Genomic DNA, 25468 nt, shown 5'->3' on the forward strand with positions numbered 1-25468 from the left:
ATTTAAAAAGCAAAAATAACAACAAAATTTAATGCTATTTTTACCACATACTAAAAAACTATTTGTGTTAAAAAATTGTTTTATTAAGATTAATTTAAGACTTTTGGATTTAATTAATTCAAATAATTATACAATGAAGACAAAGTTTAATGGATTTTTAACGCTACTCTTAGCGTTAATCGTGCAAATTTCATTTGCACAAGACAAAACTGTTTCTGGTACAGTTACAGAAAATTCGGGACCTTTACCTGGAGTTAGTATATCAGTAAAAGGAACCAACAAAGGTACAGAGACTGATTTTGATGGAAAGTACTCTATCCTAGCAAAAAGCGGAGATGTTTTAGTTTTTAGATACTTAGGTTTTACACCAGTAGAAAAAAAAATAGGAGCATCTAACACCGTTAACGCGAGTATGGTAGTTGACGATAACAACGTTTTAGACGAGGTTGTGGTTGTTGGGTATGGTACAAGTACAAAACAAGCCTTTACAGGTACTGCAACTGTAGTTAGTGCAGAAAACTTACAAGCAAAGTCTGTTTCTAACATATCACAAGCATTAGCAGGTGAGGTAGCAGGTGTAACAGTTGTAAATGGATCTGGACAACCAGGTAGTGCTGCTGAAATTAGAATTAGAGGTTTTGGTACTATTAATGGTAACAGTGATCCTTTATATGTTGTTGATGGTGTACCATACTTAAACAGTATTAGTAACATTAACCCAGCAGATATTGAGTCTACTACTATATTAAAAGATGCAACTGCAACTTCTATTTATGGTTCTAGAGGAGCAAATGGGGTAATTGTAATTACAACTAAAAAAGGTAAAGATGGTATCTCTAACATTAATGTAGAAGTAAAGTCTGGTGTAAACATGAGACTTTTACCTACTTATGATTTAATTAGCTCTCCAGATGAGTACATGGGACTTTCATGGCAAGCTTTAAGAAACACAGGAAGTAGATTAGGTGTTGCAGATGCAAATGCATATGCAAATGATGTATTATTTGATGATACAAGAGGTGGTATTAGCCAAGATTATAATATGTACAATGCAACAAATGGTGCAGATATTATAGATCCTGCCACAGGTACAGTTATACCTGGTGTTTCTAGAAAATACACTCCTGAAGACTGGTCTGATTATGGCTTTCAATCATCTACAAGAACAGAAGCTAACGTAAGTATGAGTGGAGGTAATGATACAACAACTTATTTTTCTTCTTTTGGTTACTTAAATGACAAAGGATATGTTATAAACTCTGATTATAAACGTTATTCTACTAGATTAAATGTAACTCATAAGCCTGTAGATTGGTTAGAAGCAAATGCTAATATTGATTACTCTTATGCAGAACAAACTGCAAATGGTCAATCTGAGGATTCAGGTTCAATTTTTTGGTTTACAGATAATATCCCATCAATTTACCCATTATTTTTACGTGATGCTTCTGGAGCAATAGTTGCTGACGATTACTATGGTGGTAACCAATATGATTATGGTACTAATAGAGGTTTTGGAGGTTTAACAAATGCTATTGCAGATGCTACATATGATTTAAGTCAAAATATGCGTCATTCTATAAATGGTAACTTCTCTTTTAAAGTTAATTTTACTGATGCTTTTTCATTTACAGCTAAGTATGGTGCAAACTTCTATAGTTTAGTAGACAACAGCATCAACAACCCGTTCTATGGATCTTCTGCTGGACAAGGTGGTAGTTTATTCAAAGAACAAAGACAAGCTATAACACAGAACTTTTTACAAATGTTTAACTACAATAAAACTTTTGGAGACCATAACGTTTCTGCTTTAGTAGCACATGAAACAAATAATTGGGAAAGAGAGCGTACTTACATCAGTAAGAATACAGTAGTAAACTTAATTAATGGTTTAGACAATCCTACAAACTATGTAAACTTAGGAAGTAACCCTTCTGGTTATACAGAAGAAACTGCAATAGAAAGTTTCTTTGCTCAAGTTAACTATAACTATTTAAATAAATATTTTCTTTCTGGTACAGTAAGAAGAGATGGTAGTTCTAGATTTGCTACAGAGAAATGGGGAACTTTTTGGTCTGCTGGAGCATCTTGGATTGTTAGTAAAGAAGATTTCTTTAGTAATGTAGATTTTGTAAATAACTTAAAAGTAAAAGCAAGTTACGGTATTCAGGGAGATCAAGGTGGAGTAGATTTCTATTCTGGTCAAAATGGATATGATATTGATAATTTAGACGGAGGTATTTCTCTTATTTTAAGAGCAAGAGAAAATGCTAGTTTAACTTGGGAAACAAGTAAAATGTATCAAGTAGGTACAGAGTTTAGATTGTTTAACAATGTAATTGATGGTTCTGTAGATTATTATATAAAAGATACTGATGGACTTATTTTTAGTGTACGTACGCCAATTTCTACGGGTGATGCTCTTGACACTAAAAATGATGGTGCACTTGTAAATAGAGGTTTAGAATTTGACTTGACAGGACACATTATCAACAAAGAAAACTTTAAATTAGATTTATCTATAAATGGAGAAGTTTTAGATAATGAACTTACTAAAATGCCATATGACGTTCCAGAAGGTAGAGATAAAATTATTGACATTGATGGAAACTTTGGTAGAGCTGAAGGACACAGTAGATATGATTATTATATGCCAGTATGGGTAGGTGTAAATGCAGCAAATGGAGATCCTCTTTGGGAAACTCATTATGTAGATGCTAATTCGAATGGTGCTTTTGATTCTGGAGAAGAAATTGCAGAATTATTTGAATATTCTATAAAAAACCCAACAGCAGAAATTAAAAAATCTGTTACAAACGACTATACAGAAGCAACCAATCAATTTATTGGAAAATCTGCAATACCTAAAATTAGAGGTGCTTTTAGATTATCTGCTCAAATACATAATTTTGACGTAAGTACACAGTTTGCTTATAGTTTAGGAGGTTATGGATATGATGGTAACTATGCAAATGTATTAGGTAATGGTCAAGTTGGATCTAATAACTACCATGTAGATATTAGAGATGCATGGCAAGCTCCTGGAGATATTACAAATATCCCTAGATTATACAGTAATGAAAATGTAAATGTAAACAGACAATCTACACGTTTTTTAACAAAATCTGATTACTTAGCATTAAACAATGTAAGGATTGGTTATAGTGTACCGTCTAAATCATTAACTAACACAGGTATGTCTGCTTTAAGTTTTTGGGTAGCAGGAGACAATTTGTTCTTATTAAGTTCTAGAACAGGTTTTAATCCATCTTCATCTTTAGTAGGTGCATCAGAAAGATACCAATATAGTCCTTTATCTACATTCACATTAGGTGTTAGAGTACAATTATAATTAACTTAAAAACAAAAAATAATGAAATATAATATTTTAAAAACAGTATTTACTCTTGCGGTAATTACATCATTTTTAAGTTGTGGTGATGACTTTTTAGAAAAAAGTCCAACATCATTTATAAATGCTGAAGACGCAGGTTTAACAGGGCAATTAAACCCTGTAATCTCAGATGCCAACCTTAGTGGTTTGTATTCTATGATGGTGAACACCGGAACGGGTGGTACTACGGCTCATGAAGATTTTGGTCAAAAAGGGTATGATATCTTTACAGATTTTCTTTCTGGAGATTTAGCACTTACAGCTAATAACTATAACAGATATGCTAACTTTGTAAACTTATTATCTACAGTAGATTATTCTGATAATAATAACTACATACCTTGGAGATACTACTATAGAGTAATAAGATCTGCCAACTTGGTAATTAGTTCTTTAGGAGGAAATGAAGCAATTCCTGAATCTGATGCTGCAAAGCACGCTTTAGGACAAGCTAAGACATTAAGATCATATGCTTACTTTTATTTATCTCAATTATATCAGACAGAATATAACGGTACAGAAGCAATTTTACCATTATATTCAACTCCTTTTGATCCTGTATTTCCACAATCACCAATGAGTGAAGTATATGATTTTATGATTCAAGATTTAACATCAGCAGCTTCGCTTTTAGAAGGTTTTGAAAGATCAAACAAAGCAGGTGCAAATCAAGATGTAGCTAGAGTTTTATTAGCTTATGTATATGCAGCTAAAGGAGACAGTGCTTCTAACTTATTAGCCAAAGGATTAGCAGACCAAGTTATTGCTTCTGGATACCCTTTAATGACAAGTAGTGAAGTAGTAGGCGGTTTTACTAGCGTTGCTACACCAGCTTGGATCTGGGGATTTGATGTTACTTTAGCTAATGGATTAGATTTAATTTCTTGGTGGGGACAAATTGATGTATTTACCTATAGTTACCAATGGGCTGGAGATAGAAAAGGTATTGATGATGGTTTATTTGCACAAATTAAAGATGGAGATATCAGAAAAACTCAATTTGATGTTGATAATTCATTACAACCTCGTAATAAGTTTTATAATGCAGCAAGAGTAATTGGTGGTCAAAGAAATGTTGAAGATGACTACATTTATATGAGAGTTGCTGAAATGTACTTATTATCTGCTGAAATGGCAGCAAAAGAAGGACAAGATGGTGTTGCTAAATCAAGATTAATTGAGTTATTATCTCAAAGATTTGATGATGCTGCAGATTATGCATACGTGAACGCATTATCTGGTGATGCTTTATTAAATGAAGTTATTCTACAGACTAGAATAGAATTATGGGGTGAAGGAAAAAGTTATTTATCAATGAAGAGAAATAAACAGACTATGACAAGAGGTACAAACCATGTATTTCACTCTGGTTTATCTATTCCTCATACTGATGAAAGATTAACTTATGAAATTCCTCAAGCAGAGGTTCAAAACAACCCTTACATTAACTAGATTTTTTACAATGGGCAAGCTTAAGTTTTTATAAGCTTGTCCATTTAAAACAAAAACATAAATTATGAAAAAATATATTTATTTATTTTTAGCATCTGTAGCTATTATATCTTTCTCTTCTTGTAAAGATAGTTCTCTAACAGCTTTAGATACTTCTTATGCGTCATTTGTATCTAATTCTATGGATATCGGTGTTTTAGAAGGCGCCGAAACTTCTGAAGAAGTTAGTATTTATACTACAAACATTATAAGTTCTGATAGAACTATTACTTTAAATGTAGTAGAAAGTACTACTGCAGATGAAGGTGCTTATACTGTTCCTACTTCAGTTGTTATTCCTGGAGGAACAAACGTAGGGACAATTACAATTGGAGTAAAAGATGTAGATTTAGTAGAAGATAAAGTATTAGTTTTAAGACTAGAAGCTTCTGAAGAAACTTTTACTGGTGAAGCTTTAACAATAGGATTATCTCAACTTTGCCCTGATAACGGAATAAAAGTAAAAATAAACCTTACTTTTGATAGCTATCCAGAAGAATTCGCTTGGAGAATTTTGGATGCTGACGGAACAACAGTATTAGCAAGTGCAGATCCATTTGGATATGGAGCTTACACGGGTTTAGCTGGAACATCTTTAACAATTAGCGAATGTTTACCTTCTGGAGATTATACCGTACAGGTATACGACAGTTATGGAGACGGAGGTAATGAAGTTAGCATTACTGCTAATGGTGTATCCATTTTTAGCATATCAGGTGATTATGGAGATGGAACAGAGGAAGTAATTTCTATTTAATTTCTTTTATAAAATTTAAACCACCTCTTAATGAGGTGGTTTTTTTTTGTCTAATAATTTCAATAATTAACATACCTTTGCACTATGACAACAGAAAGTACACCAACAACCAATATTTTTGGTATTAGAGCTATAATTGAAGCCATAGAAAGTGGTTCATCAATTAATAAAATATACTTACAAAAAGGATTAAGAGGAGAATTGTTTTATGAACTGAACAAGTTAATTAAAACAAACAACCTAACTACAAGTATGGTTCCTGTAGAAAAATTAGATAGGTTATCTAAAAACAGTAATCATCAAGGTGCTGTTGCTCAAATATCTCCAGTAGAATTTTACGATTTAGAAGAATTGATAGAAAAAACAGTAGAGAGTGATAAAACACCTTTATTTTTATTGTTAGATCAAGTATCTGATGTACGTAATTTTGGTGCCATCATTAGAACAGCAGAATGTTCTGGAGTTAACGGAATTATCATTCAGAAAAACGGAAGTGCTCCTGTTAATGCTGAAACTATAAAAACATCTGCGGGTGCAGCTTTTAAAATTCCTATTTGTAAAGTAGACCATATTAAAGATGCCATGTTTTTATTACAAGCATCAGACATTAAAACGGTTGCAGCAACTGAAAAAACAGAAGATTCTGTATATGATATTGACTTTAAACAACCAATTGCCATAATTATGGGGTCTGAGCATAGAGGGGTAAATCCTTCTATATTAAAAATGGTAGACTACAAAGCAAAATTACCTTTATTAGGTGAAATAGCTTCTTTAAACGTATCTGTTGCTTGTGGTGTTTTACTATATGAAGCCGTTAGACAAAGAATTGTTGTGGGGAGTTAGAAAGAATTAAAAATACATTTAAAACAAAGCTGTATCTAAGGAATTAGGTACAGCTTTATTTATTTACCATTTATATAAGAAGTTTCCAATTTCTATTCAACTTTTTCATCACCTACCTCCTGCTTTATTTCTGGTGGAGTAAAATTACCATGTTCATCAAACAAAGCATCAAATTCTGTTTCTATAAATTGATGTTCTTCTCTTACAATTCCTCTATTTCTAAAAACAATTGCAAAAAGAAGTCCCACTATAAAACCAGATAAATGACCTTCCCAAGAAACGCCTTCTTTTATAGGCAAAACATACCATATCATACCTCCGTATAGAAAGATGATGATTAAAGACAATGCGACTAACCGAAAGTGTCTTTTTATAATTCCGCTAAAAAAAACAAAACTAAAAAGCAAATACACAATTCCGCTTGCACCTATGTGGTAAGACTCTCTAGCAATGCACCAAGTTATTAAACCTGTAAAGAAACCACCAAGAAGCAAAACTTTATATGCTACATCTCTATAAAAATAAAAAAGACTGCTTAAAAGCACAAATAAGGGAACCGAATTATTAAAAAGGTGACTAACATTACTATGTATAAAATGAGTTAAGAAAACACCTCTAAAACCAACAAAATTTCTTGGAAAAACACCATATTTATTAAAAATGAAGTCAAATTGTATTTCAATCCAATAAATAAGCCATATTGTAACAACATATACAATTGGAATTAAGAAAATTGATTTCGAACTTTTTAAATTATTTTCCTCTTTCATCATTATAAAAATAACAAAAATAGAACCAATCCCGATTTTTACAATTTCTGTCAGAAATCTTTATTATTTTTACGGAATGAATGAACCTTTGGCAGAAAGAATTAGACCTAAAACTTTAGAAGACTATATCAGTCAACAACATTTAGTGGGTAAAACGGGTGTTTTAACCAATTTAATCAAAAAAGGAATCATTCCTTCATTAATTTTATGGGGACCTCCAGGAATTGGAAAAACAACGCTTGCCAATATTATTGCAACAGAATCTAAACGTCCTTTCTATACATTGAGCGCTATTAGTTCTGGGGTAAAAGATGTAAGAGAGGTTATAGAAAAAGCTAAAAAAAGTGGAGGATTGTTTACTGTTAAAAATCCTATTTTATTTATTGATGAAATTCATCGATTTAGTAAATCTCAGCAAGATTCACTTTTAGGAGCAGTAGAAAAAGGATGGGTAACGTTAATTGGTGCAACTACAGAAAACCCAAGTTTCGAAGTTATTCCTGCCCTACTCTCACGTTGCCAAGTCTATATTTTAAATTCTTTTGATAAAACTGATCTCGTGGCACTTTTACATAGAGCCATGGAGAAAGACGAACTTTTATCAACCAAAAAAATTACTTTAACAGAAACGGATGCATTATTACAAGTATCTGGAGGGGACGCTAGAAAGCTTCTTAATATTTTTGAATTATTAGTATCTGAAGAGGATGAAATTGAAATCACCAATGATTTAGTACTCACTAAAATTCAGAAAAATACTGTTAGATATGATAAAACAGGGGAACAACATTATGACATTATATCTGCTTTTATAAAATCGATTAGAGGTAGTGATCCTAATGGCGCTGTTTATTGGTTGGCTAGAATGATTGAAGGTGGTGAAGACGTAAAATTTATAGCAAGAAGGCTACTTATTTCTGCTTCAGAAGATATTGGAAACGCAAACCCTACTGCTTTAATACTAGCAAATAACACGTTTCAAGCTGTTTCTGTTGTTGGATACCCAGAATCTAGAATTATATTAAGTCAATGTGCTATTTATTTGGCTAACTCCGCCAAAAGTAATGCTTCATATATGGCTATTAATGATGCTCAAAATTTAGTACAGAAAACGGAAGACTTATCTATCCCTATTCATTTAAGAAATGCACCAACTAAGTTAATGAAAGACTTGGACTATGGTAAAAACTATAAATACTCGCACAATTATCCGAATAACTTTGTAGAACAAGAGTTTTTACCTGATGAAATATCTGGAACAAAATTGTATGAACCTGGTAATAATGCTAGAGAAAATCAGTTTAGAGAAATCTTAAAGAATAGATGGAAAAACAACTATGAATATTAATTTATATCTAAAACTTTTATCAAAAAAATGTCACTCAGAAATTATTTCTAAGTGACATTTTTTATTCAAAATAAAACTAAGAATAGTAAGTTTTATTTTTTTTATAGAAAATTAATTAAAATTTTATTTGATATTCTTCTTTTACTAATTGGTCATTTTTATAATATTCTGCAATCCAAATTTCTCCATTTTTATAAAGCGTTCCGTCTTTTCCTTTAATTACATAAACATCTTTCTTGTTTGTATTTAAAATTATAAAAACAACTTCTGGTGTTAAATTTACCAGTTGAAATCCGTTATTTTTTTTCTGTGCATATAAAACATTAGTAGCATTAGAATTAGTATTAATTTCTTTTACACTTGTTTTAACGGTAACAACAGATTCTTTTTCCTTAACTATTTCTGGTTTTATCTTTTCTTTAGCAGCAATAGAAGTATTATAATTATACTCTAAATCTTCCATTGTTTCATAAGCTTTTCTTATAGCCTCTTGATAACCTTTCTTATATTCTTTAAGTTTACTCTTACCAACCTCTGAAGTGTATAATACATTATTATTACAGTCTTGTAATTTAATTACACTTTTAATGGTAAACATACTAGAATCATCTACAACTATTGCTGTTAACGCTTTACATCTATTTAGCATTAAATCTTCTGGTAATTTTTCATTGCTTAGAAAAACTTCAAATCCTTTTTTTTCTAAAAGAAACTTAGTTAAAGAACTCGTTTGGTATTGATCTGAACTCTTTAAAAAATCGAATCGATCTGGTACAATTACATATTTGTAGTTATTAATATCTCGTTCTTGACTAAATGCTGATATTGCTATTAAAAACAAAAAACTAAATGCTATTTTTTTAATCATTTTAATTAAATATTTAATGAATTTCTAATTTTACAGTACTATTATTTGCAGATGCAATATCGCAAAATTGTGCGATACCATCTAGAATTCTAGATAAATTAACTTTTATTTATTTAAATATAAAACGCTCAATCAGTTATAAATATTGCTTTATTTCTAGTAGAGAACTTACAGATACCAAATTACTTTTATTATGTGAAACATTGTAAAAATTACAATGAATAGCTTGCATACCAACGCTCAAAGCTCCTTCTATATCCGCCTCAATATTATCACCAATCATAATAGAATTGTCTTTGTGTGCGTTTGCAACTTCTAAAGCATAAGTAAACACTTTAGGGTTTGGCTTTTTAACACCAACAGATTCTGAGGTAATAATTTTATCAAAATAATGATAAATATTAGAACTAATCATTTTCTTATTCTGCACTTCTTCAAAACCATTGGTAATGATGTGCAATTGATACTTATCATTTAAGTAATCTAAAAGCTCAAAAGTTCCATCAAACAAATAATTAAAATCAGGTAAAAACATTAAATAATCTACAGACATTTTAACTATAACCTCATCTGAAACAGTATGATTTAAAGCGTCAAAACTATTTTTTAATCGACCGTATCTTAATGCTTCTTTAGTTACTTTTTCTTCTCTAAACAATTTCCAAAATTCAAAATTTATGGGTTTGTAAACTTCTAAAAAAGCATTTAAATCAACTTTTAAATTATTGACTCTAAAAACCTTTTCGAAGGTTAAATCAGAATTTTTATCGAAATCCCATAAAGTGTGATCTAAATCAAAAAAGACGTGTTGTATCTTTGTCATTTACATTATATTTGAATACATTATTTTAAGTAAGTAATATGCAACTATTTTCTTTTCTAAAAAAAGAGTTTGTTAAAAATGTTTTAACATTAATAACAGGATCTGCTTTAAGTCAAGTTGTTATTTATGCTTCAATTTTAATACTTACGCGCCTTTTTTCTACAGAACTTTTTGGTATTTACACCTTGTTTTCATCCGTAACTTTAATCTTAAAGCCTTTGGCAACTCTGCAATATGAATTTGCTATCGTTTTACCAAAAAAGGATAAGGATGCTATTAATTTAGTGGGTTTTTCATTTATTATTTTAACAATATATTGCTTATTATTACTTGTAATTATCTTCTTTTTTAATGAAAACATTACTACCTTTTTTAATATAACAAAACTTCTAAATTTAATTTATTTACTACCATTAAGTGTCTTCCTTTTTGGTAGTGTTTCAATTTTTGATTTTTGGAACAACAGAACTAATATGTTTAAAAATATTTCTAAAGGATTGATAACAAAATCTGCGGTAATGAGTTCATCTCAACTTGCTACCGGTTTTAGCTCTTTTAATTCTTTGGGATTAATTCCAGGAATGCTTTTAGGGCAATCTATGCAACTTCTTTTTTTAATAAAAGCGTCTACCAAATTAATGCAAAAACTTACCAAGGAACTATCCTTAAAAAGGATGTTTTTTTTGGCAAAAAAATATAAAGATATTCCCGTTTTTAATACCATTATTAACTTGACTAATAATCTTTCTAATGAATTACCCGTGCTTTTAATTACTAAATATTTTGGTTTGGCAAACTCGGGAATTTATGGTCTAGCAGTTAAATTTACAAGAGCTCCTATTGGCATTTTTCAACAATCAATAAACCAAGTCTTTTTTAATAAAGCAAGTAAAACTTACAATGAACAAGGCAATTTGCATGATTTAGTTATAAAAACAGTAAAACATTTATTATTCATAAGTTCTTTTCTTTTTATTCCTTTATTTGCAATTTCTTTTTTCTTAGATATTATTTTTGGTGAAAATTGGTCTGACGTAGGTTTGTACTCAAGAATTATAATTCCGTGGTTATTTTTTGCTTTTTTAAGCAATCCTATATCACCATTAATTTTAATTCTAAACAAACAAAAAACCATGGTTATTTATGATACTTTTTTACTACTTTTTAGATTTTTGGCATTATTCTTAGGATACTATTTTTACGATAATATTGTTATTTCTTTGATACTTTTTTCTGGAGTAGGAATGCTTTTTAATATTCTTATATTTATCTATCTTTTAAAAACATCAAAAGAAAAGAAAATTGCATACAGCTAATATGAACATTACTTTAAAACATAATAAAGGCTTTAAATGGTATAAAAATGATTCTTTTTATTTAAAAGGTTATTTTTATATTGATGCTGTTTTTTATGAAAAAGAAAATGCTTTAAATTTTCTTTTAACAATAAAAGATACAACTGATTTTAAAGAACTTTTAAAGAACATAAATGGTGTTTTTACAATCGTTTTTTCTGATAAAAAAACTGTTTGTATTGCTTCTGACATAACAAGATCTTTCCCCATTTTCTATACTTTTCATAATGAAAAATTATTTTTGAGCGATGATATTATCTATTTGAAAAACACTTTTAATATTCTTGATTTTAATGCTGTTTCAGAAATCGAATTAAAAGCTTCTTGTCATACCCATGGTAATAAAACATTATTACAAAATGTAAATCAAATACAAGCAAGTGAATATTTAATCATTCAAAATCATAAAATTATTGAGAGTAACTTTTTCTTTTCTTATGCTATAGAAAAAGCATATCTAGACTCCTATTCTATTTTAAAAAACAAGATAGTAATTGCTTTTGAAAATTCTTTTAAACGGTTTATAGACTCACTAAATAATAGGACGGCAGTAATTCCTTTAAGTGGCGGTTTTGATTCGCGTTTAATTGCCGTAATGCTTAAAAAGCATAACTATAAAAACGTAGTTTGTTATACCTATGGCAGAAAAGATAGTTTTGAAATTGAAAATTCTAAAAAAACGGCAGAAACTTTAAATTTTGACTGGTATTTTATTGAATATAAAAATGAGTTAATTTCTAATTTTTTATCAACTGAAGAATTTAAAAATTACGCACATTTTGCTGGCAAACTTTCTTCTATGCCTTATCTTCAAGAATACTTTGCTATTAAATTTTTAAAAGACAAAAAAATCATTACTCAAGATGCTATTTTTGTTCCGGGTTTTGCCGGCGATATTTTAGGAGGAAGTGAATATTCTAAAACAATTTCTAAAAACTTAAAACACTCTAATTTACCAGAAGTTATCTTAGAAAAAAAAATGATTAATTATTGTTTTTCTAATGATGAAAAGAAACAAATTGAAGCAGAAATAAAAAAGAATTTATTTCTATTTGATAAAAATTATACGAAAAAAATACCTGAAACTGTCTTAGAAGATTACAACTTAAAAGAACGAATTGCTAAATATATTTTTAATTCTGCAAGTTATTATACTTTTTTTGGTCATCAATTTAGATTTCCTTTTTGGGATACAGAATTGTTAAGTTTATTTAAAAAAATTCCAATTAAATACAAAAAAGCAAAACTTCTTTTTGATGATATATTAATTAATGATTATTTTAAACCTTTTGATGTCTACTTTGAAAAAGAAATTCAGCCTACAAAAAAACAAATTAAATTACAAAAACTAAAAGACAAAATAAAGCCACATTTACCTAATCACCTAAAAAAAAGAATATTAAAAAAACATGATTGGAATAATTACAAACCAATAACCGATCAAATGGTTAATGAATTAAATAAAAAAAATATCAAGGTAAAAAAATTATATAAAGATTATAATGAAATAATATCTCAGTGGTATATTCATTTTTCTAAAAAAAACATTTAACTCATTTTTCTTAACAACTTAATAAACCAAGGTAAATTATTATACTTTATTTGTTTATAATTATTTGATGTAGCACCAAAACTCAAAAAATATTTGGCTATAGATTCCATTGATGAACCTCCAAAATTAAAAATACTAAAATTCTTTTCAAACTTATAAATTGCACGATCAATTAAAAAAGTATTTGCGCCATTTTTTCTATGCTTAAAATCTGTGGATGACACTAAAATTGTAACAGCTTTTTTATGTTTTAAGAAAAAACCAGAAGCGACTAACCTATCTTCTTTGTTGTAAACCGAAAGTATTTCTCCTACTTTTTTCTCTATACAAATTTTTATCAATTCTTCTAAAACTAAATAATCTTTATCTGTAATATTGGGTGTTCTTTTACCTACGTTATTTTTAAATAACTGAATTAATTTTTCAGGATTATCATTCCATTTTTCTGTTAAATCGACTTTCTTCGCCTTGTTTAAGTCCTTTCTTCTATCTTTTCTGTAACCATTACAAATAGTATTATAATCATCAGAAATTAACAAAATTTGCATTTGTTTCCCTACAAAACAAGAGGTGTTTTCTTGTATATTAATAGCACTATTTAATCGGCTTTCTACAGATTTAAATTTCTGAAACAGAAGTTTAAAAAAAGGATTGTAATCTATGTTTTCACTTAAAGAAAAAACACCTAATTCTAACAACCAAAGTGGCGGGTAAACATATTTAATCCCAGCCTTTTTACGACAAGGAATTGGCATCACTGCTTTATAATCATCCAAGACAAAAACATCCCAATTATCTGCAACAATATCTAAATACCAAGAAAAAGCATAAATTCTAGATTGAATAGAATTTTCTATACAAGCATCATATTTCTCTACCTCTAAATCTTTTCTCTCAACATATTGAATCATTATGAAGTAGCAATTTTAATCATAGATTCATACAGCCTTTTCCAGCCTTTCCAACGTAAATAATCACTTAGGCTCTCATTATGAAATAAGGTAATAAAAGTTCCGTTAACCGCTTTTACTTCATTTTTTATATCTCTTATTCTTCCTAGAGATTGTTTAGGTGTAAGCTTCATATAATCATTTAAAGTAGTGTCCATTAATGCAAATGGAAACACCTTTAACGGAGTTTGAATTTCGAAATCTAAATCGTAAAAATAAAAAGGCGTACAAGTACTTGCTCTAAAACCTACATTACTTGCATAACCCATAGAGTAATCTTCTTCTACTTCTAAATCTATTAAATGTTGGTACGTTTCGGGCAAGCTAAATCGTAAATAATGTTGTCTAGACCTCTGAATTGGAGAATTAATAATATTTTCTAACCTCAGTTTTTCCTTTTTTAATAAAGAAGTATTGTGCATCGTAAAATAAGAAGGGTGCAACCCCACTTTAGCATAATCTACCATTTCTTTAATAAGTAGTTTGTACTTGCTTTTTGAAGCAGAAACATTGGTATCAAAAGTAGTATAATCGCCTATTAAAAAGAAAAAGATTGTTTTAATTTTATACTCCTTTTTAATCTCTAAAATTTTCTGAAAAGTATCAAAAGGATCTTTCTTTAAATTGAAAGTAACTGCAAATCGATTCCAAACATCTAACACTCTAAAATGAAGTAAATCATTTATAAAACCACCTACACTTCTTATCAAGCTTTTATACTTATAAGCATACGCATTATCAATATCAACCGTAGAAATAAACTCATACTTACGATTTTTGTAATCATAATCTGGAAACTTTTCTTTTAAAGCTTCTAATAATTTATAGGCCCAAATATCAACTACTGGTTTTTCTAAAAAACGTTTTTTATAAGCCAGACTCTGGTCTGCAGTATAACGACCATGAATATCTTTTACGTGCGGTAAGTATTCTTCATATCTCGTAATAAGATAAAAGCTTGCCGCAAAAACATCAAAAGGAATAGAAGATTTTGGTCCGGTTTTAAAGAAACATGGAGTTTCATCCCATTTCTGCATAGAAATCTCCATATCATTAACACCTTGCTCAAACAATAAATTGTTACTTTTCACAAAAAACTCATTCCCTAAAGGTGTTTTTGTGTAGGTCATTTTAGGACCATTAAAAGCCACAAATTCTTCTACCTTAGAAGTGAAATCTACCGGAATTAATAAAGTTCTTGTAAGAATATGTTTAAAAATATAACGAACTCTTGGTGTAATTTTATGTGTGTAAACTAGTATCATGTATTCAGTTTTCAGTCTCAATTTGCGGTCTCAGTAATCAGTTATAATTTCAAGTAACTTTTTTACTGATTACTATAACTGCAAACTAAAGCAATCCTTCATCTGCAAAGCTAAAATACGCTTTTTCGGTAATAATTAAATGATCTAGCAGCTTTATATCTAAAGTGTTTCCTGCTTCTTTAATTTTTTGAGTAAGTTGTTTATCTGCATTACTAGGTTGTAATTTACCTGAAGGATGATTATGGCAAACAATCATTGCTACAGATGCCAATTCTAACGCTCTTTTAAACAACAACCTAACATCTACAACCGTGGCCGTTAAACCGCCTTTACTAATCTGACTTTTTGCCAAAACTTTGTTAGAATTATTTAAAAATAACACCCAAAATTCTTCGTGCTCTAAATCTCCAATAACAGGTTGCATTAAGTTAAAACCATCTTTACTACTGGTAATTTTAGGTTTTTCTAAAGCTATTTCTAATTGACGTCTTTTACCAATTTCTAAAGCAGTAATAATAGCAATTGCCTTTGCTTCTCCTATTCCTTTAAAAGTGGTTAATTTTGCTACGGATAGTTTTGCTAGCTCATTTATGTTACCACCTACCTCTTGCAAAATTCGTTTAGATAACGCTACAGCACTTTCTTGTCTATTGCCAGATCCAATAAGAATTGCAATTAATTCTGCATCAGAAAGTGCCGTTTTCCCTTTTGCTAACAGCTTTTCTCTTGGCCTATCATCTAAAGCCCAAGTCTTAATCGTTAACTTTTCCATTTTCTTTTTTTATAAAAATACAAAAATGAAAATTAACTATTTTACCTTTTTTAATCTGTTAAACGAAACCTTTTATTAAAATAATCTACTACAAAGTGATTATAATTGATTTAAAAAATTTCTATATTGTTGGTTATTTGGATACAAATCAACCAATCTTTGTAAAATATTTTTTGCTTTTGGTTTTTGATCAGATTTAGAATATAAATAAGCCAACGCATACAGTAAACCTTCATTTTGTGCATCAACTTTTAGACCAGTAACCAATGCTTTTTCACTATTTTTAAAATCTTGTTTTTTATCATACAACAACCCTAAATTATAATAAACACGAATATTGTCTGGCATTTTTGTCATCGCTATTTTAAGTTGCTCAATTGCCTCATCTTCTCTATTTAATTCTGCATACATTAAAGCAAGAGAATAATAAACAGGGCCATATTCAGGCTCTTGTTTAATTACTGTTTTAAAAGCTGCTTCAGCCTTTTCATATTCTTTAATATTATAATATAACGTTGCTAAATTTATTCGTATTTGATTGTTGATAACATCAATAGATTGTGCACTTTCAAAATTTTCTATTGCTTTTTCTATGTTCCCTTGTTTTAAAAAGTAATCTCCTTTTTTCATTCTTACCCCTACAAAATCTGAATTTGTATCGATATGTAACCAAAATTCTTTCTTTACCTTTTGATAACTTTCTTTATAAACTTCAGGCACATCTGTTTCAGCCAAACCTCCTAAACCATAGAAAGCCTTTACCCTAACACTTCTTTTTGGATCTTCTAATAAAGGTAAAAAATAGGCATTATAATCCATGGTATTTATGCCACCTAAAACATCTACACTTGCTCCTCTTACCAAAGCAGAATCATCATTTAAAAGTGAAATATAATCTTCCACAAAATTCTGTGCATTATAGTTAGCCAACACTTTTGTTGCAGAAGCTCTTACTATTTCTGGTTGATGCGTATCGTGCATCAAATCAATTAAACCTATATGTCCTTCAGGTTGCATAGTTATTCCTGGTGCTAATTTTTCTGAATAATGAATAGAATCTACCTCTCCAAATAATTTTGTAAAATTTTCTGCCGCCCAAGCATCATCTTTATCTGTATGACAACCAGAACAAGCGTTTGGATTTCCATATTTTACACTTAAATCTGGTCTTGGTACTCTAAAACTATGATCTCTTCTAAAGTCATTTCCCATATAAAATCTTCCTGTCATGTGACAGTTAATACATTTTGCTCCATCGGTATTTTGTTCGTGAAAATGATGTGTAGGAGTATCATATTTTTCTGGAACATGACATTGGGCACACAGTTTATTACCATCAAACTTTAGTTTTAAAGAATGTGCATCATGGCAGTCTGTACAAGTTACATCATTTTGATACATTTTACTTTGCGTAAACGAACCATAGACATAATCTTCATCTAAAATTTGTCCGTCTGCTTGATATAAAGGAGCTTCTAATAATTGTGGATAATAATGATCTAACATTGTACCTTCAAAATTAAAGACTCCAGAGAACTGCTCTCTTCTCATGTGGCAACGTGCACATTGATCTACTAATTCTTTAGGCCCTGTTTCTATTGTCATTTGAAAAGTACCGCTATCCATATAATCTTCACCAAGTTTATCTACATCGGCAACATGTTCTTTTCCAGGGCCATGACACGCTTCACAATTCACGTTAATAATTGCAAATTCGGTATTATAACTATGTGTTTCTACATCGTAATTTTTACGAACATTTGTAGAGTGACAATCGGAACACATATTATTCCAATTTAAAGCACCTCTAGACCAATGCAACCATTCGGAATGTACAACTTTAAAATCTGGATATAAATCGAACCATTTATTCTCTACAGAATCCCAAGCAGTTCTTAAACATTGATAATGTCCGTCAGGAAACTGAACAATGTATTGCTGTAAAGGAGTAACACCAAAAGTGTATATTATTTTATAATCGTGATTTTCACCATCTGGTCCTTCTGTATTTACATAAAAATCATTGTCTTTTTTATAAAAATGAGAAGTCACACCCTGACTTGTAAATTTCTGATTGTTAAAATCACCTAAAATAGAAACACTATCGGCAATTTCCATCGCTTTATCATGATGAGAACCTTCCCAACTTTTAAATTGATCTTGATGACATTCTTTACATTTCTGATCTCCTAAAAAATGATCATCAGGAATAATTTTTCCCGAAAGAAAAACGCTACTATCAGCTACAACTGTTTTATAATCTTCTTTTTTATCACAAGAGAAAAAAGAAATTATAAACAAAGAAAAGATTAAAAATGAGTTTATTTTTAAAAAGACGGATGAGCGTAGGTTGGTTAATTTCACGAATACTATTGTTTATAAATTGTAGCAGTAAATCTAAAATTTATATTTAATAGAAAATAAGATATTTATCATTTTTCATAGAAAAAACATATTTTTATTGAAACAAAAAAATAGTAGTAATTGTTTATACTCTACGTTAAGCAGAAAAATATTTCTGATTATTTTATTTATATGCTGATAATATTCTACACTGATTACCTTGATATCGCTATTACCTTTACAAATACGCAAAATACCCGATACATACTTAAATTTGAAAAAATCTATTTATTACCCTTTTCCATGAAAACTCTTTATATCTTTGCCAACACATACTACTTTTAAATTATGAAAATTATAATAGCTGGTGCTGGAGACGTTGGTTTTCACTTGGCTAAACTTCTTTCTTACGAATCTCAAGACACCTATATCATAGACTTTGATGGTGAAAAGTTAGAGTATCTAAACAGCCATTTAGATGTAATTACTAAAAAAGGAGATGCTACATCCATAAAATTATTAAAAGAAATTGGAATTGAATCTGCAGATTTGTTAATTGCGGTTACCGATAGCCAGAATACTAACTTTACTATTTCTGTAATTGGAAAATCTTTAGGAGCAAAAAAAACAATTGCTAGAATAGACAATCCTGAGTTTCTAAATAATTGTGAAGTAGATTTTAAACAATTTGGTTTAGACTTTATGATTTCGCCTCAAGAATTAGCGGCTAATGAAATAAAAATGCTCTTAAATCAATCTTCATTTAATGATACTGTAGCATTTGAAAGCGGTATTTTTAATGTGTTGGGTACACCATTAACCTATAAATCTCCCATTGTAGATTTAACCGTTAAAGATGCAAAACAAAAGTTTGCTGATGTAGATTTTATTACAATTGCAATTAAAAGACAAGGTGAATCTCAAACAATTATTCCTAGAGGAGATGTTGTTTACGAGATAGGAGACCAAGTTTATTTTTGTGTTCCTAATTATAGTATGAATGATCTTTACCCTATTACAGGTAGAAAACGACTAAAGATTAAAAATGTAATGATTCTTGGTGGTGGTAGTATTGGAGAAAAAACGGCAAGAAAACTTTGTAAAGATAATTTTAGAGTAAAACTTATAGAAAAGAAAAAAGATAAAGCAGAGTTTCTTGCAGAAGAACTAAGTGACACTTTGGTTATTAATGGTGATGGTAGAGATTTAGAACTACTAGAAGAAGAAAATATTAGAGAAACAGACGCTTTTATTGCAGTTACAGGAAACTCTGAAACCAATATTATGTCTTGTTTAGTAGCAAAATCTAAAGGAGTTAAAAAAACGGTTGCCTTGGTTGAAAATATGGATTATATCGATATTTCTCAAACTATTGGAATTCAATCTTTAATTAATAAAAAACTACTTGCAGCAAGTAATATTTTTAGACACATAAGAAAAGGTGAAATTTTAGATCTCGCCAATTTACATAACGTAGATGCAGAAATTTTTGAATTTGAAGTTCAAGAAGGTGCTAAAGTATCAGAATATCCTATTAAAGATATACGCATTCCTAGAGAAGCTATTTTTGGTGGTATTATTAGAGATAAAAAAGCAATTATGCCTCACGGAAACGTGCAAATTATAACTGGTGATAAAGTAATTGTATTCTGTTTACCAGAAGCTATAAGTGCTGTAGAACGCCTATTTAAATAAATATGACGAGTACTTTAAACACCAAAATAATATTTCGCTTTTTAGGTATTACAGCAATCTTAAACGGATTCTTTATGTTTATTGCATATCCGTTTAGCGTATACCACGAAGAAAATGCTAAATGGGGTATTTTAAATGCAGGAATTGTAACTGTAATTACAGGATTGCTACTTTACTTTCTTAACAAGCCTAAAAGCACCAATATAAAGAAGAAAGACGGTTACTTAATTGTTACCTTAGGTTGGTTAATTCTCTCCTTAACAGGAATGCTCCCCTATTTGTTTTCTGGTGCAATACCAAGCGTTGCAGATGCTTTCTTTGAAACTATATCTGGCTATTCTACCACAGGTTCATCCATTTTAACCGACATAGAATCCATGCCAAAAGGAATTCTATTTTGGAGAAGCGCAACCCACTGGATTGGAGGAATGGGAATAATTGTTCTTACAATTGCTATTTTGCCTCTTTTAGGTATTGGAGGAATGCAACTTTTTATGGCAGAAGCTCCAGGACCATCTGCAGATAAATTACATCCTAGAATTACAGATACTGCAAAACGCTTGTATTTAATTTATATATCGCTAACGTTTGCTCAATTCTTTTTATTAAAAATTGCTGGTATGACTTGGTTTGATGCCATTAATCACGCAATGGCAACAATGAGTACAGGTGGTTTTTCTACAAAGAATAGTAGTGTCGCTTTTTATAACAACTTACCTCTTGTACAGTATATTATTATCTTTTTTATGTTTGTTGCAGGTACTAACTTTGTAATTACTTATTTTGCTTTAAAAGGGAAGATTCGTAAAATTTTTGAAAGCGAAGAGTTTAAATATTACTTTGTTGGAATTATAAGTGTTTCTGCATTAATTGCTATTTTAATCATCTTTTTTCAAGACCATAATTTACAAACAACCATTCAGCACCCTATGATTTTCGGTGAAGTAGAAAGCGCTATTAGACATTCTCTTTTTATGGTGATTTCTGTGGTAACTACAACTGGTTTTGTTAGTGCAGATTTTACCATGTGGAATTTCTTTGCAACAGGTATTTTCTTTGCATTGTTTTTTACAGGTGGTTCCGCAGGTTCTACAAGTGGTGGAATTAAAATAGTTAGGCATATTGTAATGCTTAAAAATAGCTTTCTAGAATTTAAAAAAGCCTTACATCCAAACGCAATTATTCCGGTACGATTAGACGGAAAATCGATACCTCCAACTATTGTATTTAATATACTATCGTTTTTTATTATTTACATGCTTATTTTTATATTAGCTTCTGTAATACTAACGCTTTTAGGCTTAGACTTTATGTCTGCTTTAGGTGCTGCAGCTTCTTCTTTAGGAAACATTGGACCTGCAATTGGTAGTGTAAGTCCGGTAGATAGTTATGCACATTTATCTGATGCCGCTAAATGGTTTTGTTCTTTTTTAATGCTTATTGGTCGTTTAGAACTTTTTACAGTCCTTATTTTATTTACTCCATTTTTTTGGCGAAAAAATTAAATATATCATTCATTATTAAATAGTATACCTCTTAAGTTTTAAGCGTTTTTTGTTTTTTATAAATAATAAAAAAGTTACTTTTATTCTTTATGAAAAAACAATCGAATTTCTTGTATAAAACTGTTGAAGACAAAACTATTGTTTGGTTTGAGAATAGTAATGAATATTTAGTTTTAGAAAACAACACTGCAGATATTTTAAAAAGATTAAGCAAAGGGATTTCTGTTAAAGAAATTGCTGAAGCTTTATCTAAAAAGTTAGCAGTTCCTTTAGATAGAACTATCGATTTTATAATAGATTTAGAAAAAAAGATTTACGTACCAAAAAGCAATAAAGAACCTGAAATAGTTAATGATTATAGAGATATTGAAAAGCCAAAATCTTATGAGTTTATAAAGTTCTACAAAGTAAACAATGTTGTTTTTAAAGTTTCTTATTTAAGTGAAAAAGAATTATCTCATGTGCATCCAAAATTTGCGCATTTGGTAATTGACAACACTACCAATTTTGACTATGAATTTGATGTTTTTATCAATAATAAATTTATCTTTCTTATTGTTGATAAAAAACTGATAGGTGCTTGGAGTAGTAAAAACATTCATTACTTTCAAGGAAAGTTTTCGATGCAATTTATTCAAAAAATTCATCAGAAAGAAGAAGACGAATGGATGGGAGTTTTTCATGCATCTGCAGTAAGTAATGAAAAAAAATCCATTCTTTTTTTAGGTGATTCTGGCAATGGAAAAAGTACTTCTTTAGCACTTTTACAAGCAAACGGTTTTACTTGTTTAGCGGATGATTTTGTACCTATGGATGTAGAAAAAAGAGAAGTATATAGTTTTCCTGCATCTATATCTATCAAAAAAAGTAGCTTAGAAACCTTACTTCCCATTTATCCCGAATTAGAAACCACAGCTGAATATAATTTTACCAGATTAAATAAAATTGTACGTTATTTAAAGCCAAATAACACAAATTATTTTAATCACTTACCGTGTAATGACTTGGTTTTTATTAAATATGAAAAAGACGCTGAATTAGCTTGTGAAAAAATTTCTAAAATTGAGGCGTTTCAGCAATTAATTCCAGATTCTTGGATTTCTCCAAAATTAGAAAATGCACAAGTATTTTTAGATTGGTTTAGTTCTTTAAATTGCTATCGCTTAACGTATTCTAAGAATGAAGAAATGATAGAAACTGTTACTAAGATTTTTAGTGATGAATTATAAAGAAACACTCTTTTTTGTCGCGAAATGTTTAACAATTTCTTTGAATAAAGGAAACAAAGAAGAAATTGAAAATCAATTAAAAACTACAGAAATAGATTGGGAAGCTGTTGTAAAAGTAAGTACCGGTCATTTTGTATTTCCTGCTTTGTATTGCAACCTTAAAAGAGTCAATTTCTTGCATTATTTACCAGAAGAATTGGTGAATTATATGATTCATATTACTGATTTAAATAGAGAAAGAAATAAGCAAATTATTAATCAGGCTATAGAAGTAAATACCCTTTTATTGGCAAATCATATTACTCCTATTTTCTTAAAAGGAACAGGCAACTTACTTGAAGGATTATACGAAGATATTGCAGAGAGAATGGTTGGCGATATAGATATAATTGTTTCGAACACTGATTTTAAAAAAGCCATTCAACTTTTAAAAAGCGAAAAATATTCCGCTAAAAATGAGGTTTACATGAACTTTCATTGGCACTATCCAAAAATGGTAAAAGAGAACCGTATTGCTGCCATAGAAGTGCATAATAAGGTTTTAAAGAAACCATACACCCAATATTTAGATTACCAAACTCTAAAAAAAGACTCTTTTTCTGTAAATAAAATTACAGTTGCTTCTTTTGAAAATCAATCTTTAATTACAGTTTTACAAAAACAGATTAATGATAATCTTTATTTTTCTAAAACAATTACTTTAAGAAATGCTTATGACAGCTATTTATTAGCTAACAAAACAACCTTAAAAAAGAGAGTTTTAAATAATAAAAAGTTAGAGAAATATCTTAATAATTATGCAATTGTTGCATCAGAAATATTGAATCACCCAAAAAGTTTATCTTTTATTAAAAATGAAGAAGCTTCTAAATATTTAAAATCTTACCTTTTAATTTTAGAAAACTCCCAAGCGGAAATCAAAAAAATTAATCGAATTAATTCTTATATAAAATTAAAAGATAAGCTAAAAATTCTACAATATTCTTTTACTGATAAAGAGTATCGTACATATACATTTAGGCGTTTTAAAAGTGTTCCATTTTATTTAAAACAACTTGGTTTAAAAAAAACTAAACCAAATTCTTAACCTCTTCAAAATCTAAACCTCCATAATTACCCGAACTCATTAAAACCACTGCTGATTTTTCTAAATTCTGACTGAATAAAAAAGCTTTAAATTCATCTGGATTTGTATAAATAGTTAAATCGTCTCTTTCAAAAGCGTTTGCAATTTGTTCCGCCGTAACTGCAGATAATTGTTTTATTTTTACAGCATGCGGAGAATAAAACACCACCGCTTTATCGGCCGCATCTAATGCTCCTTTATATTCTGCTAAAAATTCTGCATTTAAACTAGAATATGTATGTAACTCTAAACAAGCCAAAACAGTTCTCTCAGAATACTGTTCTTTAACCGCTTTTGTTGTTGCAGCCACTTTACTTGGCGAATGTGCAAAATCTTTAAAAATTACTGTTGATGGAGTTTCAATAATCTTTTCTAATCGTTTACTTGCACCTGCAAAACTAGCAATGGCTTCATAAAAATCATCTTCATCAACTCCCATATGTTGACAAATCCACTTTGCCCCGGCTAAATTCTGAAGATTGTGCTTTCCAAAAATCTCTAATGGTAAGTTTCCTTCTGCTGTTTCTAAATAGGTAATTCCGTTTTCAATAAAATGTTCTGGTGTTGTGTAAGGATATTTTTTAATATGATTTTCTGATGATTCCACAACGTCTTTTACAATGGCATCTTCTTCATTATACACCATACTTCCTCCATTTACCATAGAATCTGTAAAGATTTTAAACTGATCAACATAACCTTCAAATGTTGGAAAAACATTAATATGATCCCAAGCAATTCCGCTTAATAAAGCAATGTTTGGTTTGTATAAATGAAACTTTGGTCTCATATCAATTGGCGAACTCAAATATTCATCACCTTCTAAAACAATAAAATCGTTTTCTTCAGTTAAATGCACCATGGTTTCAAAACCCTCTAATTGTGCACCAACCATATAGTCTACTTCTTTTTCATGATAATTTAACACATGTAAAATCATAGAAGTGATGGTAGTTTTTCCGTGAGAACCACCAATAACAACGCGCGTTTTATCTTTAGATTGCTCATATAAAAACTCAGGGTAAGAATAAATTTTTAAACCTAATTCTTGGGCTTTTAATAATTCTGGATTATCTTTTTTAGCATGCATACCTAAAATAATCACCTCTAATTCGGTTGTTATTTTCTCTGGAAACCAGCCAAATACTTCTGGCAATAGCCCGAATTTTTCTAATCGAGATTTAGAAGGATTATGAATTGTATCATCAGATCCAGAAACTTGGTATCCTTTTTGGTATAAAGCAATTGCAAGGTTGTGCATGGCACTTCCGCCAATAGCAATAAAATGAATTTTCATCGAACAAAATTTAAAAAAGTAAAAATACAAAAGCTTACTACAATATAAAGTATCTTTAGACGTAAACTCTAATAAATTTTTG

General features: G+C 29.7%; 19 protein-coding genes. 11 read left to right on the top strand and 8 right to left on the bottom strand.

Going from position 1 to position 25468, the window contains the following annotated elements:
* The first annotated feature begins 133 nt into the window (after positions 1–133).
* The 4 genes from H0I29_RS01910 to rlmB all read left to right on the top strand — a co-directional run bounded on the left by H0I29_RS01910 (position 134) and on the right by rlmB (position 6488).
* Positions 134–3352: a SusC/RagA family TonB-linked outer membrane protein gene (locus H0I29_RS01910; RefSeq protein ID WP_218754219.1), complete on the top strand. Its 3219-nt coding sequence runs from the start codon at positions 134–136 to the stop codon at positions 3350–3352.
* A gap of 21 nt (positions 3353–3373) precedes the next feature.
* A complete protein-coding gene (locus H0I29_RS01915; RefSeq protein WP_218754220.1) occupies positions 3374–4846 on the top strand; it encodes a RagB/SusD family nutrient uptake outer membrane protein in 1473 nt (490 codons plus the stop codon).
* A gap of 64 nt (positions 4847–4910) precedes the next feature.
* Positions 4911–5642 (top strand): hypothetical protein, encoded by a 732-nt coding sequence (locus H0I29_RS01920; protein ID WP_218754221.1) that lies wholly within the window; start codon positions 4911–4913, stop codon positions 5640–5642.
* Between the two features lie 84 nt (positions 5643–5726).
* Complete coding sequence (gene rlmB / locus H0I29_RS01925; protein ID WP_166382642.1) at positions 5727–6488, top strand: 23S rRNA (guanosine(2251)-2'-O)-methyltransferase RlmB; 762 nt, start codon at positions 5727–5729, stop codon at positions 6486–6488.
* 92 nt (positions 6489–6580) lie between these two features.
* On the opposite strand, the gene H0I29_RS01930 is transcribed toward rlmB, so the two are convergent.
* Entirely contained in the window at positions 6581–7261 is a 681-nt protein-coding gene (locus H0I29_RS01930; protein WP_254712679.1) for a rhomboid family intramembrane serine protease, read from the bottom strand.
* 73 nt (positions 7262–7334) lie between these two features.
* Here H0I29_RS01930 and H0I29_RS01935 point away from each other — a divergent pair, with 73 nt between their 5' ends.
* A complete protein-coding gene (locus tag H0I29_RS01935; RefSeq protein WP_218754222.1) occupies positions 7335–8606 on the top strand; it encodes a replication-associated recombination protein A in 1272 nt (423 codons plus the stop codon).
* A 115-nt stretch (positions 8607–8721) separates the two neighbouring features.
* Here H0I29_RS01935 and H0I29_RS01940 read toward each other — a convergent pair whose 3' ends face one another.
* Positions 8722–9474, bottom strand: coding sequence for a hypothetical protein (locus H0I29_RS01940; protein WP_218731159.1), 753 nt, complete (start codon positions 9472–9474; stop codon positions 8722–8724).
* A 136-nt stretch (positions 9475–9610) separates the two neighbouring features.
* Positions 9611–10297: a YjjG family noncanonical pyrimidine nucleotidase gene (locus H0I29_RS01945; RefSeq protein WP_218731160.1), complete on the bottom strand. Its 687-nt coding sequence runs from the start codon at positions 10295–10297 to the stop codon at positions 9611–9613.
* A 38-nt stretch (positions 10298–10335) separates the two neighbouring features.
* Here H0I29_RS01945 and H0I29_RS01950 point away from each other — a divergent pair, with 38 nt between their 5' ends.
* Together H0I29_RS01950 and H0I29_RS01955 are read left to right on the top strand one after the other, a co-directional pair.
* A complete protein-coding gene (locus H0I29_RS01950; protein ID WP_218754223.1) occupies positions 10336–11613 on the top strand; it encodes a lipopolysaccharide biosynthesis protein in 1278 nt (425 codons plus the stop codon).
* A 1-nt stretch (position 11614) separates the two neighbouring features.
* Positions 11615–13204 (top strand): asparagine synthase-related protein, encoded by a 1590-nt coding sequence (locus H0I29_RS01955; protein WP_218754224.1) that lies wholly within the window; start codon positions 11615–11617, stop codon positions 13202–13204.
* Here H0I29_RS01955 and H0I29_RS01960 read toward each other — a convergent pair.
* The 4 genes from H0I29_RS01960 to H0I29_RS01975 form a co-directional block, all read right to left on the bottom strand.
* Positions 13201–14115, bottom strand: a complete 915-nt coding sequence (locus H0I29_RS01960) for a hypothetical protein (RefSeq protein WP_218754225.1) — start codon at positions 14113–14115, stop codon at positions 13201–13203. The two genes, H0I29_RS01955 and H0I29_RS01960, sit on opposite strands and share 4 nt — an antisense overlap.
* Positions 14115–15419: a polysaccharide deacetylase family protein gene (locus tag H0I29_RS01965; protein WP_218731164.1), complete on the bottom strand. Its 1305-nt coding sequence runs from the start codon at positions 15417–15419 to the stop codon at positions 14115–14117. Before H0I29_RS01965 ends, H0I29_RS01960 begins: the two co-directional genes overlap by 1 nt.
* Positions 15420–15504: 85 nt before the next feature.
* Complete coding sequence (radC, locus tag H0I29_RS01970) at positions 15505–16191, bottom strand: DNA repair protein RadC (RefSeq protein ID WP_218754226.1); 687 nt, start codon at positions 16189–16191, stop codon at positions 15505–15507.
* A 99-nt stretch (positions 16192–16290) separates the two neighbouring features.
* On the bottom strand, positions 16291–18555 hold the full coding sequence (locus H0I29_RS01975) for a tetratricopeptide repeat protein (protein WP_254712680.1): 2265 nt from the start codon (positions 18553–18555) through the stop codon (positions 16291–16293).
* Positions 18556–18882: 327 nt separating this feature from the next.
* On the opposite strand from H0I29_RS01975, the gene trkA reads away from it, so the two are divergent.
* The 4 genes from trkA to H0I29_RS01995 all read left to right on the top strand — a co-directional run bounded on the left by trkA (position 18883) and on the right by H0I29_RS01995 (position 24050).
* The gene (gene trkA, locus H0I29_RS01980) at positions 18883–20229 is read left to right on the top strand and encodes a Trk system potassium transporter TrkA (RefSeq protein WP_218731165.1); all 1347 of its coding nucleotides are present in this window, start codon (positions 18883–18885) and stop codon (positions 20227–20229) included.
* A gap of 2 nt (positions 20230–20231) precedes the next feature.
* The gene (locus H0I29_RS01985) at positions 20232–21734 is read left to right on the top strand and encodes a TrkH family potassium uptake protein (protein WP_218754227.1); all 1503 of its coding nucleotides are present in this window, start codon (positions 20232–20234) and stop codon (positions 21732–21734) included.
* Positions 21735–21823: 89 nt separating this feature from the next.
* Positions 21824–22963, top strand: a complete 1140-nt coding sequence (locus tag H0I29_RS01990) for a hypothetical protein (protein WP_218754228.1) — start codon at positions 21824–21826, stop codon at positions 22961–22963.
* A 40-nt stretch (positions 22964–23003) separates the two neighbouring features.
* Positions 23004–24050 (top strand): nucleotidyltransferase family protein, encoded by a 1047-nt coding sequence (locus tag H0I29_RS01995; protein WP_218754229.1) that lies wholly within the window; start codon positions 23004–23006, stop codon positions 24048–24050.
* Here the strand turns inward: H0I29_RS01995 and H0I29_RS02000 are convergent.
* Positions 24034–25386: a UDP-N-acetylmuramate--L-alanine ligase gene (locus tag H0I29_RS02000; RefSeq protein WP_218754230.1), complete on the bottom strand. Its 1353-nt coding sequence runs from the start codon at positions 25384–25386 to the stop codon at positions 24034–24036. The genes H0I29_RS01995 and H0I29_RS02000 overlap by 17 nt on opposite strands.
* Between the last annotated feature and the right edge of the window lie 82 nt (positions 25387–25468).

The sequence above is a fragment of the Polaribacter sp. R2A056_3_33 genome (genome assembly GCF_019278485.1).
Lineage (GTDB): Bacteria > Bacteroidota > Bacteroidia > Flavobacteriales > Flavobacteriaceae > Polaribacter.